Raw genomic sequence first — 14807 nt, 5'->3', positions numbered from 1 at the left:
GCAAATGCGTCTTATCCGGCCTACAAAAAACGCAATCCGTAGGCCGGATAAGGCGGAGCCGCCATCCGGCAAACAGATCAATAACAATAATACGCGTGCCCCGGCGCGGGAATGCCGGGGTGCTCTCCCAAGTGCAATACTTTCGAGAGGTTTAAAGATGGGGCAACTGTCACAATCACATGATTTAGGGGGCGGGCTGAAATCACGCCATGTCACCATGCTGTCTATTGCCGGCGTTATCGGCGCAAGTTTATTTGTCGGTTCAAGCGTGGCGATAGCAGAAGCCGGTCCCGCTGTACTATTAGCGTACCTGTTCGCCGGGTTACTGGTGGTGATGATTATGCGTATGCTGGCCGAAATGGCCGTCGCCACCCCGGATACCGGATCGTTTTCCACCTACGCCGATAAAGCCATCGGCCCGTGGGCAGGTTATACCATCGGTTGGTTGTACTGGTGGTTCTGGGTGTTGGTTATCCCACTGGAAGCGAATATTGCCGCCATCATTCTGCACTCCTGGGTCCCTGGCATCCCCATCTGGCTGTTTTCTTTGGTTATCACGCTGGCATTAACCGGCAGTAATTTGCTGAGCGTCAAAAATTATGGTGAGTTCGAGTTCTGGCTGGCGCTGTGCAAAGTGATTGCCATTCTGGCGTTTATCACCCTCGGCGCAGCGGCGATTAGTGGTTTCTACCCTTATGCCGACGTCAGCGGGGTTTCGCGCCTGTGGGATCATGGCGGCTTCATGCCCAACGGTTTTGGCGCTGTACTCAGCGCGATGCTAATCACCATGTTCTCCTTTATGGGCGCGGAGATTGTCACCATCGCCGCCGCCGAATCAGACACCCCGGATAAACACATCGTCCGCGCCACCAACTCGGTTATCTGGCGTATCTCCATTTTCTATCTGTGCTCTATTTTCGTGGTGGTAGCACTGATCCCGTGGAACATGCCGGGACTGAAAGAAGTGGGCTCTTACCGTTCGGTGCTGGAATTACTGCATATCCCACACGCGAAGCTGATCATGGACTGCGTCATTTTGTTGTCGGTGACCAGTTGTCTGAACTCCGCGCTGTATACCTCATCACGCATGCTCTACTCCCTGAGTCGTCGCGGCGATGCCCCCGCTTTTATGGGCAAAACAAACCGCAGTAAAACGCCTTATGTCGCGGTATTGCTGTCAACCGGCGCGGCGTTTCTCACCGTGATCGTCAACTATTACGCCCCGGCCAAGGTGTTTAAATTCCTGATCGACAGCTCCGGCGCCATCGCGTTGTTGGTTTATCTGGTGATTGCGATTTCCCAACTGCGGATGCGTAAAATCCTGCTGGCGCAAGGCGGTGAAATCAAACTGAAAATGTGGCTCTATCCGTGGCTCACCTGGGTGGTCATCGCGTTTATTATCTTTGTGCTGGTGGTGATGCTGTTTCGCCCGGCACAACAGCTGGAAGTTATCTCTACCGGGTTGTTAGCCATAGGAATTATTTGTACCGTGCCTATTATGTCGCGCTGGAAAAAACTGCTATCGTGGCAAAAAGCACCGTTGCAAAATACGCATTAAACCTGTTCCCGGCGCAGGCCGGGAAATCCTTTCTGGAGTAAGACCATGACCGCCATTCCCCAACCGACGGCCATTGATGGATACCGCTGGCTGAAGAACGACATCATCCGCGGTGTGTATCAGCCTGATGAAAAACTGCGTATGAGCCTGCTGACTTCACGTTATGAACTGGGCGTTGGGCCACTGCGTGAAGCGCTTTCGCAACTGGTTGCCGAGCGGCTGGTCACGGTGGTCAATCAGAAAGGGTATCGTGTCGCCCCAATGTCTGAGCAGGAGTTGCTCGATATTTTCGATGCCCGCGCCAATATGGAAGCCATGCTGGTCGCGCTGGCCATTGAACGCGGCGGTGACGCCTGGGAAGCAGAGATTCTGGCGCGGGCGCATATGCTCGCTAAGCTTGAAGCCGTAGATGCCAGCGAACAGATGCTCGACGAGTGGGATCTGCGCCATCAGGCGTTTCACACGGCAATTGTCGCCGGCTGCGGTTCACAATATTTACTGCAAATGCGCGAACGACTGTTCGATTTGGCGGCGCGCTACCGGTTTATCTGGCTGCGAAAAACGGTGCTGTCGGTGGAAATGCTGGAAGATAAACACGATCAGCACCAAACGCTGACCGAAGCAATTCTGGCACGCGATGCCGCGCGCGCCAGCGAGCTAATGCGCCAGCACCTGCTGACGCCAATTCCGATTATTCAACAGGCGATGTCCGGCAAATTGCTGACGCAATAAACCTGAACATCATCATTGTTGCGGAATACGTAAAACCTGCCCGGGATAAATTTTATCCGGGCTTTTAAGCATCGGTTTATTGGCTTCAAATATTTGATTATACAGATTGGCGTTACCGTAAACCTGTTTGGCAATCGCGCTCAGGGTATCCCCTGATTTCACGGTATAAAACTGGCTTTCGCTCGCTGGCGCAGAGGTTGTAACCTGATCGTCGACGCTGGCGATACCGGAGATATTACCAATCGCAATCAGGATTTTTTCTTTCGCTTCCTGACTTAATCCATCGCCAGAAACGGTGGCTTTGCCTTCGTTAATTTGGACGTCCACTTTATCCGCATCCGGAATACCGGTTTTATTCAGGTGTTCCTGCACTTTTTTTGCCAGATCGGCTGTGTCATGATTTCCAGTGACCGCATCCCACAGTTTTTCACCCGCATCTTTTACAAAATTGAAGAGTCCCATATCCACCTCGGTAATTAACAATCAACCCCAAAAGTGTAGCAGAGGAGAAAGGTGCACAACGAAAACGGCGCAAATGCGCCGTTGTAGAAGGGGAATTAGTTACGCGTCTGTATCCAGAAGGCGTGGATCAGACCAGGGATGTAGCCCAGCAGCGTCAGAACAATATTGAGGATGAACGCCCAACCGAATCCTTTACCCAGCAACACGCCGAGCGGAGGCAAAATAATAGTAAAAACGATTCTCCAGAAACCCATACACACTCCATACAAGCAAAAAAATAATCATTTCTTAGAAATCTAAGGTTAGTGAGTTTATCCAACTCTGCCTGGCTTACCCTGCGGTTTTACCCTCCTTTACGCTCTTTACGCTCTTTACGCTGGCGTACGATGCTTATTTACTTTAGAATAATCTTAACTTAGCAAACACTAAAATACATATGACTGAACTTGAACAACTGCAGGCCAGCGCAGAACAGGCTGCCGCCCTGCTCAAAGCGATGAGTAATCCAAAGCGGTTACTGATTTTGTGCATGCTCTGCGGTTCACCCGGCACCAGCGCAGGCGAGTTAGCCCGTATTACCGGCCTCAGCCCCTCCGCCACTTCGCAGCACCTGGCGCGTATGCGAGAAGAAGGCCTGATAGACAGCCAACGCGATGCCCAGCGCATCCTGTACTCCATTAAAAATACGGCCGTGAATTCGCTGATCGCCACATTAAAAACACTGTATTGCCCATAAGGAGCCATCATGACTATTGGGACGATTTCCCCGCGCGAGGCGCAGGCGCTGGTCGCGCAAGGCGCAAAACTGATTGATATCCGCGACACTGACGAGTATCTGTACGAGCATATCCCCGAGGCGCATCTGGCACCGTTATCCACCCTGGAGCAGGGTTCACTCCCCGCAAACTTACGGGCTGAGCGCATTATTTTTCACTGCCAGTCAGGCAAGCGTACACAAAACGCGGCGGCAAAATTGAATGCCGCCGCCGCGCCGGCACAGGTCTGGCTGCTGGAGGGCGGAATCGACGGCTGGAAAGCGGAAGGTCTGCCGGTTGCAAAAGATAGCTCACAACCGTTGCCGCTAATGCGTCAGGTGCAGATTGCCGCAGGCAGCCTTGCCCTGCTTGGCGTCATTCTCGGTTACGCCGTTAACAGCGGCTTCTTCTTACTTAGCGGTTTTGTCGGTGCTGGGCTGATGCTTGCGGGTGTAACTGGCTTCTGCGGTATGGCGCGACTGCTCGACAAAATGCCCTGGAACCGACGTACTCATTAAGCGGTAATAGAAGAAACAGCGCTGTACCCGCCGATTGACGTGATCTATGGTGGGCTTTGTGATTAAGAAAGGAGCGCAATATGTTTAAACCTGGCGATCTGGTGCAACCGCGTATGGGTGGACCAAAACTGAAAGTTGTCGAAGTGAAAGACGAACAAATTGTGGCGGTACAAGCCAGCAATGAAAGCGGCGAAAAATACACCCTAAAAGCGGCTGATGTCACACGATATTCTGAAGAAGGCGATTTCGGCGTCTGCTGAAAATAAGCGGTGAGGTTCCCCTCACCGCATTGATATTAGATCAAAAAATCATCGAGAGATTTACCGGCAGCCAGCGCCTGCGCAATCGGCTTTGGCGTGCGGCCTTGTCCAGTCCATGTTTTTGTTTCACCATTGGTATCCGTAAAACGATATTTCGCCGGACGTGGCTGACGTTTTTTAACCGAACGCGATGTTGCCGCCGACATGCTCAACAGTTCTTCAGGATCAATCCCATCGGCTCTCATCATCGCCAGCAGTGTATTAATTTTTTCCTGCTGTTCTGCACGTTGGCGCTGTAGCTGTTCTTCTTCGTCACGTCGTTCTTTGGTGACTACCCGGAGTTTTTCCAGCATATCTTCCAGAACCTCGACGGATAATTCACGTGCCATGACACGTAGCGATCGAATATTATTTAAGTTTTTTAACATTGAACTCATATTAATAAAACCTCTTTAACGCAAAAACAGAAATCGGTATTACGAAGCAAATTGTATGCGAGTATTTTTTCTTTTTCCAGTCTCTTTTTTGTCGCAAGATATTAAAACAACAATCGCTATTATTATTTATCTTGTCATACGGTGATCTTTAGTCAGCGATATTTTATATTTGGCCAGAAACCAGAATAAATAGACTTTGGGATATCTCGCTGCCGCACCAGATAAACCAATACCGGCATCGCGCAGGCGTTGCGGTAGATATGCGAAATTTTCGTCAACATTCGAAAAGGAGCGCAAAAAGTTCAGAAAAACAAGTCAAAATAACCTGTTGATTTTTAATGATTTTAAGTTGCATGACAACGAAAATGCCAAAACGAACAAAAAACAAACCATCACAGAGCATTTTATCGACAAAAAGGCAATAAATAAAAATTTTAAGCTAGTTGATAGTTATTATGCAGGCAGATATCCTATTAAAACGCGAAAGCGACAAGACAAATCACTAGCAGAAAAGGTATTGAAAACCTTTTTTCCCCTTTTTACAAGGAGCATTAACATGTTCTCTCCGCAGTCACGCTTGCGTCATGCTGTAGCAGACACGTTCGCGATGGTTGTTTATTGTTCTGTCGTGAACATGTTGATCGAGATATTCCTTTCAGGAATGAGTTTCGAACAGTCACTGTACTCCAGACTGGTCGCTATCCCCATCAACATCCTGATCGCCTGGCCATACGGTATGTACCGCGATTTGTTTATGCGCGCGGCACGCAAAGCCACGCAGGCAGGATGGGCAAAAAATCTGGCGGATGTGCTGGCCTATGTCACGTTCCAGTCACCGGTGTATGTGATTATTCTGCTGACGGTTGGCGCTGACTGGCACCAGATCACGGCTGCGGTAAGCTCCAACATCGTGGTCTCAATGCTGATGGGTGCAGTATATGGCTACTTCCTTGATTATTGCCGCCGCCTGTTTAAGGTCAGCAGCTACCACCAGGCTAAAGCGTAAAAACATCTCATCGCGACTGGCACCGCCAGTCGCGTTATCAGTTTGAACTCACGTCGCCAAACAATCCATTCAGATAACGTTCCAGCGCGATACGCGAGCTAAAGCCGTGTGGAATACCATAATGTTCATGCGTATCGCCGGCTAAATAAAGCGGGAATTGCTGATAGTGATCGCAGGTTTTAATATCCGTAGCCGGTTCTGCCAGTGAAGAACTACGCTCTTTTAGCGTGGGATGGATCACCAATGCGGTACGCCCCATCCGCGCTTCACGGTTTACATATACATAATTCTCACCACGTCGATAACCGTATGTTTTCTGTGTGACTACATCAACGGTAAAGCCCACTTTTTCAAGTACGCGCGCCACCTCATCAGGTCGTAAATACATATTATTTTCCTCGTTATCTTTTACTGCGGGCTTACCTTACCTGATTCAGCATTAGCAACGCTTTCAGAAAAGTCCATAAACGAGTGAACACGATGGGACGAATATCTTAAGAACCGTACAGATTTATGTCAGCGCCATCCGCAGTTGGTACGCCGCCTGTTGCGCCATTTCCGCCGAGCTGATATTGGTAAATGACAGCAATATTCCCCCCTTTCCTTCTGACGTTATTCGCCAGCGGCTTAACGCCTGAACAGCTAACCCGGCCTGATTCGCTTTACGCACCAGCGCAACATCATCTCCGTCCACACTCATCACCAGTTGAATCCCCCCTTCCTGAGGAATGACGCTAAATCCTTGTTCGGTCAGGGCGTTTTCCATCCACTGACGCCGCTCGGCATAATGCTGGCGCATGCGTTTTAAGTGCCGCCAGAAGTGGCCGTCTTGCATAAAATCCGCCAGCGTTTGCTGCCATAAAACCGGAACGCTACAGGCCGTTAGCGCCGCCTGCTGACGAAAATGTTCGACCTGAGTCAGAGGCACCACCAGCCATGCCGTGCGCAACGCCGGAAACATCGATTTGCTGAACGTGCCGGCATAAATTACCCGCTGCGGCGCATCCAGACTTTTGAGCGGTGGTAACGGTTTGCCGTGGTAACGAAACTCACTGTCGTAGTCATCTTCGATTACCCACGCCTGTGCGCGATCGGCCCATTCCAGCAACTGGTGACGGCGGGCCAGAGAAAGCGCCACGCCCAGTGGGCTTTGGTGTGCAGGTGTCAGCATGACAAAACGAGCCTGTGGAAAGTCGCGGATCCCCGCGCTGACATCAAGGCCATCGGCATCAACCGCTACAGGCATCAGCTCGATGCGTTCCTGGGTGACTACGGGCCGAATCAATGGAAAGCCGGGATCTTCAACCCACATTCCCTCGCCGGGTGTGGCCAGCGCGCGCAGGATCAACATCATCGATGCCGCATAACCCGACGTAATAAAAACCTGCTCCGGAAGACATTCAATGCTGCGCGACACGCGCAGGTAATCGACTATCGCCTGGCGTAACAGCAGTTCACCGCAAACATCCCCCACCGCAAGATCAAAACGTGTTTGGGTACGCAAACGTCGCCCCATGACCCGTGCCCAGATATCGCGCGGAAAAAGATCGAGAGCTGGCAATCCCATCTGAAAAAGCTGTGGTGTGCCGTTTTCTCCGGCGAATACAGCAGGGGTTGCAGGCGAGGTTTCCAGTCGCAATTGCTCGCTGACAAAGGTTCCCGCCTGCCCGCGTCGCGTAAGCCAGCCCTGCGCCACCAGCTCAGCATAAGCGTTTTCTACCGTAGAACGTGAAATCCCCAGTTCCTGGGACCAGGTTCGGCTGGAGGGTAATCTTGCGCCCGGCTTAAGATCGCCTTTCTCAATAGCGGTTTTTAACTGACGGGCAATTTGCTGGTAGCGCGGCATTTATGGTCTGCTTTTTAAGTAAAAATATGGCTCTCTTTAGCAGACCATTATAGTGCTACATTGCAGGTCATCCAAATGAGGAGCAATACCATGACCATGTTACGCCAGCCCTATTATGAACTCAGCCCTGAAATCTATACCGCTCTGGTTCAGGCAAGCAAAGCACTGGAGAACTGCGCGCTGGAACCTACGCTGACGGAACTGATTTACCTGCGGGTCTCGCAAATCAACGGCTGCGCCTTTTGTCTGGAAATGCACAGTAAAGCGCTGCGAAAAGCCGGTGTTGCGCAGGCTAAACTGGACGCGCTGGCAGGCTGGCGGGTGAGTCACCACTTCAGCGCGCAGGAACGTGCGGCGCTGGCGTGGGCCGAATCCGTCACCGATATCGCCAGCAGCCATGCCGGAGATGATGTTTATCTGCCGCTGCTTGACCATTTTAGCGCCAAAGAAATAAGCGACCTGACCTTCGCAATCAGCCTGATGAACTGCTTTAACCGCCTGGCTGTGGGAATGCGCATGTAATTCTGCGCTGCCGGATGGCGGCATAAATGCCTTATCCGGCCTACGTTGTGCTCTCCTGTTGCCCGTAGGCCCGATAAGCTTAGCGCCATCGGGCAATTTATAACCACCAGTAAGCCTTCCCCCGCCACGTTCATCACCCGGCCCTCATCAATCTAAAATTCCCATATCTTGTATGGTTGAATCTTTTCAAAACTACATCTAGTATCTTCTGTATCAAATGCACACAACCTGACGCTGTCTATCGCGTCACTCTTTCATCTTTTAATGGAAATACGAATCATGCGCATTGTTATTTACACTCGCAATAACTGTGTTCAGTGCCACGCCACCAAACGGGCGATGGAAAGCCGTGGTTTTGACTTTGAGATGGTAAACGTCGATTTACAGCCCGATCTGGCTGATAGCCTGCGCGAGCAAGGTTTTCGTCAGTTGCCTGTCGTGGTGGCAGGTGAAACCCGTTGGTCAGGGTTTCGCCCGGACATGATCAATCGCCTGCGCCCACAACCCCACGTGGCCAGCGCATGAGCACCCTCGTCTACTTCTCCAGCAGCTCCGAAAATACGCACCGATTTATGCAGCGTCTGGGGGTGCCTGCCATCCGCATCCCGCTTAATGAACGCGAGCGGATCCGGGTAGACGAACCTTACATTTTAATCGTGCCATCCTACGGTGGCGGCGGCACGGCTGGCGCTGTTCCGCGACAGGTGATCCGCTTTTTAAACGATACGCATAACCGGGCATTAATCCGTGGCGTAATCGCCTCCGGCAATCGCAATTTCGGTGATGCATACGGTCGCGCGGGTGATGTCATTTCACAAAAATGCGGCGTGCCGTGGCTCTATCGCTTTGAGCTGATGGGCACCCAAAGCGATATCGACAACGTTCGAAAAGGAGTGAGCGAATTTTGGCAACGACAACCGCAGAACGTGTAATGCAGCCAACGCTGGATTATCACGCCCTGAACGCCATGCTGAATCTGTACGATAAAGCCGGGCGCATTCAGTTCGACAAAGACCACCAGGCGGTGGAGGCTTTCTTTGCCGCCCACGTCCGCCCCAATTCGGTGGTGTTTGCCAGCCAGCAGGCGCGTCTCGAAACATTGGTGGATGAAGGCTATTACGATGCCAGCGTGTTAAGCCGCTACAATCGCGCGTTCGTGCTGAAGCTATTTGACCACGCCCACGCCAGCGGATTCCGTTTCCAGACGTTCCTCGGCGCATGGAAGTTCTACACCAGCTATACGCTGAAAACGTTCGATGGTAAGCGCTATCTCGAAGATTTTGAGGATCGGGTGACGATGGTGGCGCTCACGCTGGCGCAAGGCGATGAAGCACTTGCGACGCAACTGGCCGATGAAATGCTCTCCGGGCGCTTTCAACCCGCCACGCCAACCTTTTTAAACTGCGGTAAACAGCAACGCGGCGAGCTGGTCTCCTGTTTCCTGTTACGCATTGAAGACAACATGGAGTCAATTGGTCGGGCGGTAAACTCGGCGCTACAGCTTTCTAAACGCGGCGGCGGCGTGGCATTTTTGCTCTCTAACCTGCGCGAGGCAGGTGCGCCCATTAAACGCATTGAGAACCAGTCCTCTGGGGTGATCCCGGTAATGAAAATGCTGGAAGATGCGTTTTCTTATGCGAATCAACTCGGGGCACGTCAGGGCGCAGGCGCGGTGTATCTGCACGCACACCATCCGGATATTTTACGTTTTCTCGATACTAAGCGCGAAAACGCCGACGAGAAAATCCGTATCAAAACGCTCTCGCTTGGCGTGGTGATCCCGGATGTTACCTTTCGACTGGCGAAAGAAAATGCCCGGATGGCGCTGTTCTCACCTTATGACGTGGAACGGATTTACGGCAAACCGTTCGGTGATATCGCCGTGAGTGAGCGGTATGACGAATTGGTGGCCGACGAACGCGTGCGCAAAAAATACATTAACGCCCGCGAATTCTTCCAGCGGCTGGCCGAGATCCAGTTTGAGTCTGGTTATCCTTACATCATGTTTGAAGATACGGTGAATCGCGCCAATCCGATTGCCGGTCGGATCAATATGAGCAACCTGTGCTCGGAGATTTTGCAGGTTAACAGTGCCTCCACCTACGATGAAAATCTCAATTACGCGCAGACAGGACACGATATCTCCTGCAATCTCGGCTCCTTGAACATTGCCCATACCATGGATTCACCCGACTTTGGCCGCACCGTTGAAACAGCCGTGCGCGGCTTAACCGCCGTTTCGGACATGAGCCACATCCGCAGCGTGCCCTCGATTGAAGCCGGGAACAGCGCGTCGCACGCGATTGGCCTTGGACAGATGAACCTGCACGGGTATCTGGCACGGGAAGGGATTGCCTACGGTTCGCCAGAAGGGCTGGATTTCACCAATCTCTATTTCTACACCATCACCTGGCATGCGCTGAATACATCGATGAAGCTCGCCCGCGAGCGCGGTAAAACCTTTGCCGGATTCCAGCAGTCCCGCTACGCCAGCGGCGAGTATTTTAACCAGTATCTGCAGGGCGACTGGCAGCCAAAAACCGACAAGGTCCGCACACTGTTTGCCGCCAGCGGCATTACGCTGCCGACGCGCGAGATGTGGGCGCAACTGCGTGAAGATGTGATGCGCTACGGTATTTATAACCAGAATTTACAGGCGGTTCCGCCCACCGGTTCTATCTCCTACATCAACCATGCCACGTCAAGCATTCACCCGATCGTGTCGAAGGTGGAGATTCGCAAAGAGGGCAAAACCGGGCGCGTTTACTACCCTGCCCCGTTTATGACCAATGAGAATCTGGCCTTGTATCAGGATGCCTACGAGATTGGTCCGCAAAAAATCATCGATACCTACGCTGAGGCAACGCGCCATGTCGATCAAGGGCTTTCACTGACGCTCTTTTTCCCCGATACCGCCACCACTCGCGATATCAACAAAGCGCAGATTTACGCCTGGCGTAAGGGCATCAAATCGCTGTATTACATCCGACTACGTCAGCTGGCGCTGGAAGGGACTGAAATAGAAGGCTGCGTGTCATGCGCACTGTAAGGAGAACAAAATGGCATTATCACGCGTGAGCGCCATCAACTGGAACAAGATTGAGGATGATAAAGATCTCGAAGTCTGGAATCGCCTGACCAGTAACTTCTGGCTACCGGAAAAGGTTCCGCTTTCCAATGACATCCCGGCCTGGCAAACGTTGAACGCTGCCGAGCAGCAGCTCACCATCCGCGTATTTACCGGCCTGACGCTGCTCGACACCATTCAGAATATTGCCGGAGCACCAGCGTTAATGACTGATTCGTTAACGCCGCATGAAGAGGCGGTACTGTCGAATATCAGCTTTATGGAGGCGGTGCACGCCCGTTCCTATAGCTCTATTTTCTCCACCCTTTGCCAGACCAAAGATGTGGATGCAGCTTACGCCTGGAGTGAAGAAAATACCCCACTCCAGCGCAAGGCGCAGATCATTTTGGCACATTACGCCAGCGACGAACCGTTGAAGAAAAAAATAGCCAGCGTGTTTCTGGAATCCTTCCTGTTCTATTCCGGTTTCTGGTTGCCGATGTATTTTTCCAGCCGCGGCAAATTGACCAATACTGCCGATCTTATTCGTCTGATCATTCGTGATGAAGCGGTTCATGGTTATTACATTGGCTATAAATACCAAAAAGGTCTGGAGCATATTTCCGAATCCGCACGCGAGGAGTTAAAGAATTTTGCCTTCGACCTGCTGATGGAATTGTATGATAACGAAGCGCGTTATACGGAAGAATTGTATGCAGAGACCGGCTGGGTGGAGGACGTCAAAGCCTTCCTTTGCTACAACGCCAATAAGGCATTAATGAATTTGGGATATGAGGCATTATTCCCGCCAGAAATGGCGGATGTGAACCCGGCAATCCTTGCCGCGCTGTCGCCCAATGCTGACGAAAACCACGATTTTTTCTCGGGTTCAGGGTCATCTTATGTGATGGGTAAAGCCGTCGAAACAGAAGATGACGACTGGAGTTTCTAGCGCTCATTTTCGCGAAAAATACCGTACAATTTTCGCGGAAATATTTTAACAGGATCACACTTTTATCGCACAAATATAATTGTGTGATCTACACTCAATACCAGCCGCATTATTCGCCTGCATTTCATCAATTCAGGCGATTTTCCCTTGCCATTTACAAAAAATATCAGACAACTCACATTCGCGCTCAGCCCTTATATCATGGGAAATCCCGCCGCCTGGCCTTCGGCAATATTCGTGCCACAACCAAATTCAGGGTTGTCTCAGATTCTCAGTATGTTAGGGTAGAAAAAGGTCACTATTTCCATCAGGTAATATATCGATATAAACAAATAACAGGAATCATTCTATTGCATGGCAATTAAATTAGAAGTTAAAAATCTCTATAAGATATTTGGCGAGCATCCGCAGAGAGCTTTCAAATATATTGAAAAAGGACTTTCAAAAGAGCAGATTCTGGATAAAACAGGGCTATCGCTTGGCGTTAAGAACGCCAGTCTGGCCATTGAAGAAGGCGAGATATTTGTCATCATGGGATTATCCGGTTCGGGTAAATCCACAATGGTACGCCTTCTCAATCGCCTGATTGAACCCACCCGCGGACAGGTATTGATTGACGGCGTAGACATCGCCCGGATATCCGATGCCGAGCTTCGCGAGGTGCGCAGAAAAAAGATTGCGATGGTCTTCCAGTCCTTTGCCCTGATGCCGCACATGACGGTGCTGGACAATACGGCATTCGGTATGGAACTAGCCGGTGTTGGCGCCGATGAACGTCGTGAAAAAGCGTTAGATGCGCTACGTCAGGTTGGTCTGGAGAATTATGCTCACGGCTACCCGGATGAACTTTCCGGGGGGATGCGGCAGCGTGTGGGACTCGCCCGTGCGTTAGCCATTAACCCTGACATCTTATTAATGGATGAGGCTTTCTCAGCCCTCGATCCCTTAATTCGTACCGAAATGCAGGATGAGCTGGTAAAACTACAAGCGAAGCATCAGCGTACCGTGGTCTTTATTTCGCACGACCTCGACGAAGCCATGCGTATTGGCGACAGAATTGCCATTATGCAAAACGGTGAAGTGGTGCAGGTCGGTACGCCGGATGAAATTCTGAATAATCCGGCCAATGATTATGTCCGCACCTTCTTCCGCGGCGTTGATATTAGCCAGGTCTTCAGTGCGAAAGATATTTCACGCCGTAGCCCCGAAGGTTTAATTCGTAAAACGCCCGGGGTGGGTCCACGTTCGGCGCTGCAATTATTGCAGGACAAAGATCGCGAATATGGTTATGTGATCGAGCGCGGCAACAAATTCGTCGGCGTTGTTTCTATCGACTCATTAAAAACAGCGTTAAGTCAGGCGCAAGGTATTGAAGCGGCATTGATCGATGAGCCGCTAGCCGTCGATGCGCAAACTCCTCTCAGCGAGTTGCTTTCTCATGTCGGCCAGGCTCCGTGCGCGGTGCCGGTTGTTGATGAGGAACAGCAGTATGTGGGCGTCATTTCAAAACGCATGCTGTTACAGGCTTTGGATCGTGAGGGGGTAAACAATGGCTGATCAAACTAATCCGTGGGATACCACACCAGCGGCCGACAGCGCCGCACAAACTGCCGATGCCTGGGGTACGCCATCAGGTACGCCAGCCGACGGTGGTAGCGCAGACTGGCTGACCAGCGCCCCCGCGCCGGCGCCAGAGCACTTCAATATTATGGATCCGTTTCATAAGACGCTGATCCCGCTCGATAGCTGGGTCACTGAGGGGATCGACTGGGTTGTTACCCATTTCCGTCCGGTCTTCCAGGGCATTCGTGTCCCGGTTGATTACATTCTCAACGGCTTCCAGCAGCTTCTGTTAGGTATGCCTGCCCCCGTGGCGATTATCCTGTTCGCCCTGATTGCCTGGCAGATTTCTGGCGTTGGAATGGGTGTCGCTACGCTGGTTTCATTGATTGCGATCGGTGCCATCGGCGCATGGTCCCAAGCCATGATCACCCTGGCACTGGTGCTGACCGCGCTGTTGTTCTGCGTGGTGATCGGCCTGCCGATGGGGATCTGGTTAGCGCGTAGCCCTCGGGCAGCAAAAATAGTTCGCCCGCTGCTGGATGCGATGCAAACCACACCTGCGTTCGTCTATCTGGTGCCGATTGTCATGCTGTTCGGTATTGGCAACGTCCCGGGCGTGGTGGTGACGATTATCTTCGCCCTGCCGCCAATTGTGCGTCTGACCATTCTGGGGATTAATCAGGTGCCCGCCGATCTGATTGAAGCCTCGCGCTCGTTTGGTGCCAGCCCGCGTCAGATGCTGTTTAAAGTGCAGCTCCCGCTGGCGATGCCCACCATTATGGCCGGGGTGAACCAGACGCTGATGCTGGCACTCTCCATGGTGGTTATCGCATCGATGATAGCCGTCGGCGGGCTGGGTCAGATGGTTCTGCGCGGAATTGGTCGTCTGGACATGGGGCTGGCTACCGTTGGCGGTGTGGGTATCGTGATCCTCGCCATCATTCTCGACCGTCTGACGCAGGCCGTAGGCCGTGACTCGCGTAGCCGTGGTAACCGCCGCTGGTACACCACAGGTCCTGTTGGGCTTCTCACCCGCCCTTTCACTAAGTAGTTCACCCGTTGCCCGGTGGCGCTGCGCTTACCGGGCCTACAATTCATCAACTTACACAAAATCATTCAGGATGAAGTG

General features: G+C 51.9%; 18 protein-coding genes. 13 read left to right on the top strand and 5 right to left on the bottom strand.

Going from position 1 to position 14807, the window contains the following annotated elements; genetic code table 11:
- The first annotated feature begins 157 nt into the window (after positions 1-157).
- Together gabP and csiR are read left to right on the top strand one after the other, a co-directional pair.
- Entirely contained in the window at positions 158-1558 is a 1401-nt protein-coding gene (gabP, locus tag I6L54_RS07085; RefSeq protein ID WP_040233301.1) for a GABA permease, read from the top strand.
- A gap of 45 nt (positions 1559-1603) precedes the next feature.
- The gene (gene csiR, locus I6L54_RS07080) at positions 1604-2290 is read left to right on the top strand and encodes a DNA-binding transcriptional regulator CsiR (protein ID WP_005122955.1); all 687 of its coding nucleotides are present in this window, start codon (positions 1604-1606) and stop codon (positions 2288-2290) included.
- A gap of 12 nt (positions 2291-2302) precedes the next feature.
- Here the strand turns inward: csiR and lysM are convergent, their stop codons facing one another.
- A complete protein-coding gene (gene lysM, locus I6L54_RS07075) occupies positions 2303-2752 on the bottom strand; it encodes a peptidoglycan-binding protein LysM (RefSeq protein WP_005122954.1) in 450 nt (149 codons plus the stop codon).
- Positions 2753-2847: 95 nt separating this feature from the next.
- Entirely contained in the window at positions 2848-3006 is a 159-nt protein-coding gene (locus I6L54_RS07070) for a YqaE/Pmp3 family membrane protein (RefSeq protein WP_003037242.1), read from the bottom strand.
- Between the two features lie 182 nt (positions 3007-3188).
- Here I6L54_RS07070 and I6L54_RS07065 point away from each other — a divergent pair, with 182 nt between their 5' ends.
- From I6L54_RS07065 to I6L54_RS07055, 3 genes are all read left to right on the top strand, one after another.
- Positions 3189-3488: an ArsR/SmtB family transcription factor gene (locus I6L54_RS07065; protein ID WP_005122952.1), complete on the top strand. Its 300-nt coding sequence runs from the start codon at positions 3189-3191 to the stop codon at positions 3486-3488.
- Positions 3489-3497: 9 nt separating this feature from the next.
- Positions 3498-4025, top strand: coding sequence for a rhodanese family protein (locus I6L54_RS07060; protein ID WP_005122951.1), 528 nt, complete (start codon positions 3498-3500; stop codon positions 4023-4025).
- Positions 4026-4105: 80 nt separating this feature from the next.
- Positions 4106-4285, top strand: a complete 180-nt coding sequence (locus I6L54_RS07055; protein WP_005122950.1) for a GDFGVC terminal motif YodC-like protein — start codon at positions 4106-4108, stop codon at positions 4283-4285.
- 35 nt (positions 4286-4320) lie between these two features.
- Here I6L54_RS07055 and stpA read toward each other — a convergent pair whose 3' ends face one another.
- On the bottom strand, positions 4321-4722 hold the full coding sequence (stpA, locus tag I6L54_RS07050) for a DNA-binding protein StpA (RefSeq protein WP_040233298.1): 402 nt from the start codon (positions 4720-4722) through the stop codon (positions 4321-4323).
- A gap of 556 nt (positions 4723-5278) precedes the next feature.
- Between stpA and alaE the strand changes: the two genes are divergently transcribed.
- Complete coding sequence (gene alaE, locus I6L54_RS07045) at positions 5279-5728, top strand: L-alanine exporter AlaE (protein ID WP_005122945.1); 450 nt, start codon at positions 5279-5281, stop codon at positions 5726-5728.
- A 37-nt stretch (positions 5729-5765) separates the two neighbouring features.
- Here the strand turns inward: alaE and I6L54_RS07040 are convergent, their stop codons facing one another.
- Both I6L54_RS07040 and pdxR read right to left on the bottom strand, forming a co-directional pair.
- A complete protein-coding gene (locus tag I6L54_RS07040; protein ID WP_005122944.1) occupies positions 5766-6116 on the bottom strand; it encodes a DUF2002 family protein in 351 nt (116 codons plus the stop codon).
- A 123-nt stretch (positions 6117-6239) separates the two neighbouring features.
- Positions 6240-7574 carry a MocR-like pyridoxine biosynthesis transcription factor PdxR gene (gene pdxR / locus I6L54_RS07035; RefSeq protein ID WP_040233296.1) on the bottom strand — a complete coding sequence of 445 codons (1335 nt, stop codon included), beginning with the start codon at positions 7572-7574 and terminating at the stop codon, positions 6240-6242.
- Positions 7575-7664: 90 nt separating this feature from the next.
- Here pdxR and I6L54_RS07030 point away from each other — a divergent pair, with 90 nt between their 5' ends.
- The 7 genes from I6L54_RS07030 (at position 7665) to proW (ending at position 14729) form a co-directional block, all read left to right on the top strand.
- Positions 7665-8096 (top strand): carboxymuconolactone decarboxylase family protein, encoded by a 432-nt coding sequence (locus I6L54_RS07030; RefSeq protein ID WP_005122942.1) that lies wholly within the window; start codon positions 7665-7667, stop codon positions 8094-8096.
- A 279-nt stretch (positions 8097-8375) separates the two neighbouring features.
- Entirely contained in the window at positions 8376-8621 is a 246-nt protein-coding gene (nrdH, locus tag I6L54_RS07025; RefSeq protein WP_040233295.1) for a glutaredoxin-like protein NrdH, read from the top strand.
- Complete coding sequence (nrdI, locus tag I6L54_RS07020) at positions 8618-9028, top strand: class Ib ribonucleoside-diphosphate reductase assembly flavoprotein NrdI (protein WP_040233293.1); 411 nt, start codon at positions 8618-8620, stop codon at positions 9026-9028. Before nrdH ends, nrdI begins: the two co-directional genes overlap by 4 nt.
- On the top strand, positions 9001-11145 hold the full coding sequence (nrdE, locus tag I6L54_RS07015; RefSeq protein WP_040233291.1) for a class 1b ribonucleoside-diphosphate reductase subunit alpha: 2145 nt from the start codon (positions 9001-9003) through the stop codon (positions 11143-11145). The genes nrdI and nrdE overlap by 28 nt, the downstream gene beginning before the upstream one ends.
- A gap of 10 nt (positions 11146-11155) precedes the next feature.
- On the top strand, positions 11156-12115 hold the full coding sequence (gene nrdF / locus I6L54_RS07010) for a class 1b ribonucleoside-diphosphate reductase subunit beta (protein WP_040233290.1): 960 nt from the start codon (positions 11156-11158) through the stop codon (positions 12113-12115).
- Between the two features lie 354 nt (positions 12116-12469).
- Positions 12470-13672, top strand: a complete 1203-nt coding sequence (gene proV, locus I6L54_RS07005) for a glycine betaine/L-proline ABC transporter ATP-binding protein ProV (protein ID WP_003037282.1) — start codon at positions 12470-12472, stop codon at positions 13670-13672.
- Positions 13665-14729, top strand: coding sequence for a glycine betaine/L-proline ABC transporter permease ProW (gene proW / locus I6L54_RS07000; RefSeq protein WP_040233289.1), 1065 nt, complete (start codon positions 13665-13667; stop codon positions 14727-14729). The genes proV and proW overlap by 8 nt, the downstream gene beginning before the upstream one ends.
- Positions 14730-14807 lie beyond the last annotated feature (78 nt).

The sequence above is a fragment of the Citrobacter pasteurii genome (assembly GCF_019047765.1).
Lineage (GTDB): Bacteria > Pseudomonadota > Gammaproteobacteria > Enterobacterales > Enterobacteriaceae > Citrobacter > Citrobacter pasteurii.
The sequence above is the reverse complement of the archived record's forward strand: the minus strand, read 5'-3'. Positions and strand labels throughout refer to the sequence as shown.

Bases quoted from the DNA above. Each gene is read 5' to 3' on its own strand.
- gabP (WP_040233301.1), top strand. From the start codon at position 158: ATGGGGCAACTGTCACAATCACATGATTTAGGGGGCGGGCTGAAATCA.
- csiR (WP_005122955.1), top strand. From the start codon at position 1,604: ATGACCGCCATTCCCCAACCGACGGCCATTGATGGATACCGCTGGCTG.
- lysM (WP_005122954.1), bottom strand. From the start codon at position 2,752: ATGGGACTCTTCAATTTTGTAAAAGATGCGGGTGAAAAACTGTGGGAT.
- I6L54_RS07070 (WP_003037242.1), bottom strand. From the start codon at position 3,006: ATGGGTTTCTGGAGAATCGTTTTTACTATTATTTTGCCTCCGCTCGGC.
- I6L54_RS07065 (WP_005122952.1), top strand. From the start codon at position 3,189: ATGACTGAACTTGAACAACTGCAGGCCAGCGCAGAACAGGCTGCCGCC.
- I6L54_RS07060 (WP_005122951.1), top strand. From the start codon at position 3,498: ATGACTATTGGGACGATTTCCCCGCGCGAGGCGCAGGCGCTGGTCGCG.
- I6L54_RS07055 (WP_005122950.1), top strand. From the start codon at position 4,106: ATGTTTAAACCTGGCGATCTGGTGCAACCGCGTATGGGTGGACCAAAA.
- stpA (WP_040233298.1), bottom strand. From the start codon at position 4,722: ATGAGTTCAATGTTAAAAAACTTAAATAATATTCGATCGCTACGTGTC.
- alaE (WP_005122945.1), top strand. From the start codon at position 5,279: ATGTTCTCTCCGCAGTCACGCTTGCGTCATGCTGTAGCAGACACGTTC.
- I6L54_RS07040 (WP_005122944.1), bottom strand. From the start codon at position 6,116: ATGTATTTACGACCTGATGAGGTGGCGCGCGTACTTGAAAAAGTGGGC.
- pdxR (WP_040233296.1), bottom strand. From the start codon at position 7,574: ATGCCGCGCTACCAGCAAATTGCCCGTCAGTTAAAAACCGCTATTGAG.
- I6L54_RS07030 (WP_005122942.1), top strand. From the start codon at position 7,665: ATGACCATGTTACGCCAGCCCTATTATGAACTCAGCCCTGAAATCTAT.
- nrdH (WP_040233295.1), top strand. From the start codon at position 8,376: ATGCGCATTGTTATTTACACTCGCAATAACTGTGTTCAGTGCCACGCC.
- nrdI (WP_040233293.1), top strand. From the start codon at position 8,618: ATGAGCACCCTCGTCTACTTCTCCAGCAGCTCCGAAAATACGCACCGA.
- nrdF (WP_040233290.1), top strand. From the start codon at position 11,156: ATGGCATTATCACGCGTGAGCGCCATCAACTGGAACAAGATTGAGGAT.
- proV (WP_003037282.1), top strand. From the start codon at position 12,470: ATGGCAATTAAATTAGAAGTTAAAAATCTCTATAAGATATTTGGCGAG.
- proW (WP_040233289.1), top strand. From the start codon at position 13,665: ATGGCTGATCAAACTAATCCGTGGGATACCACACCAGCGGCCGACAGC.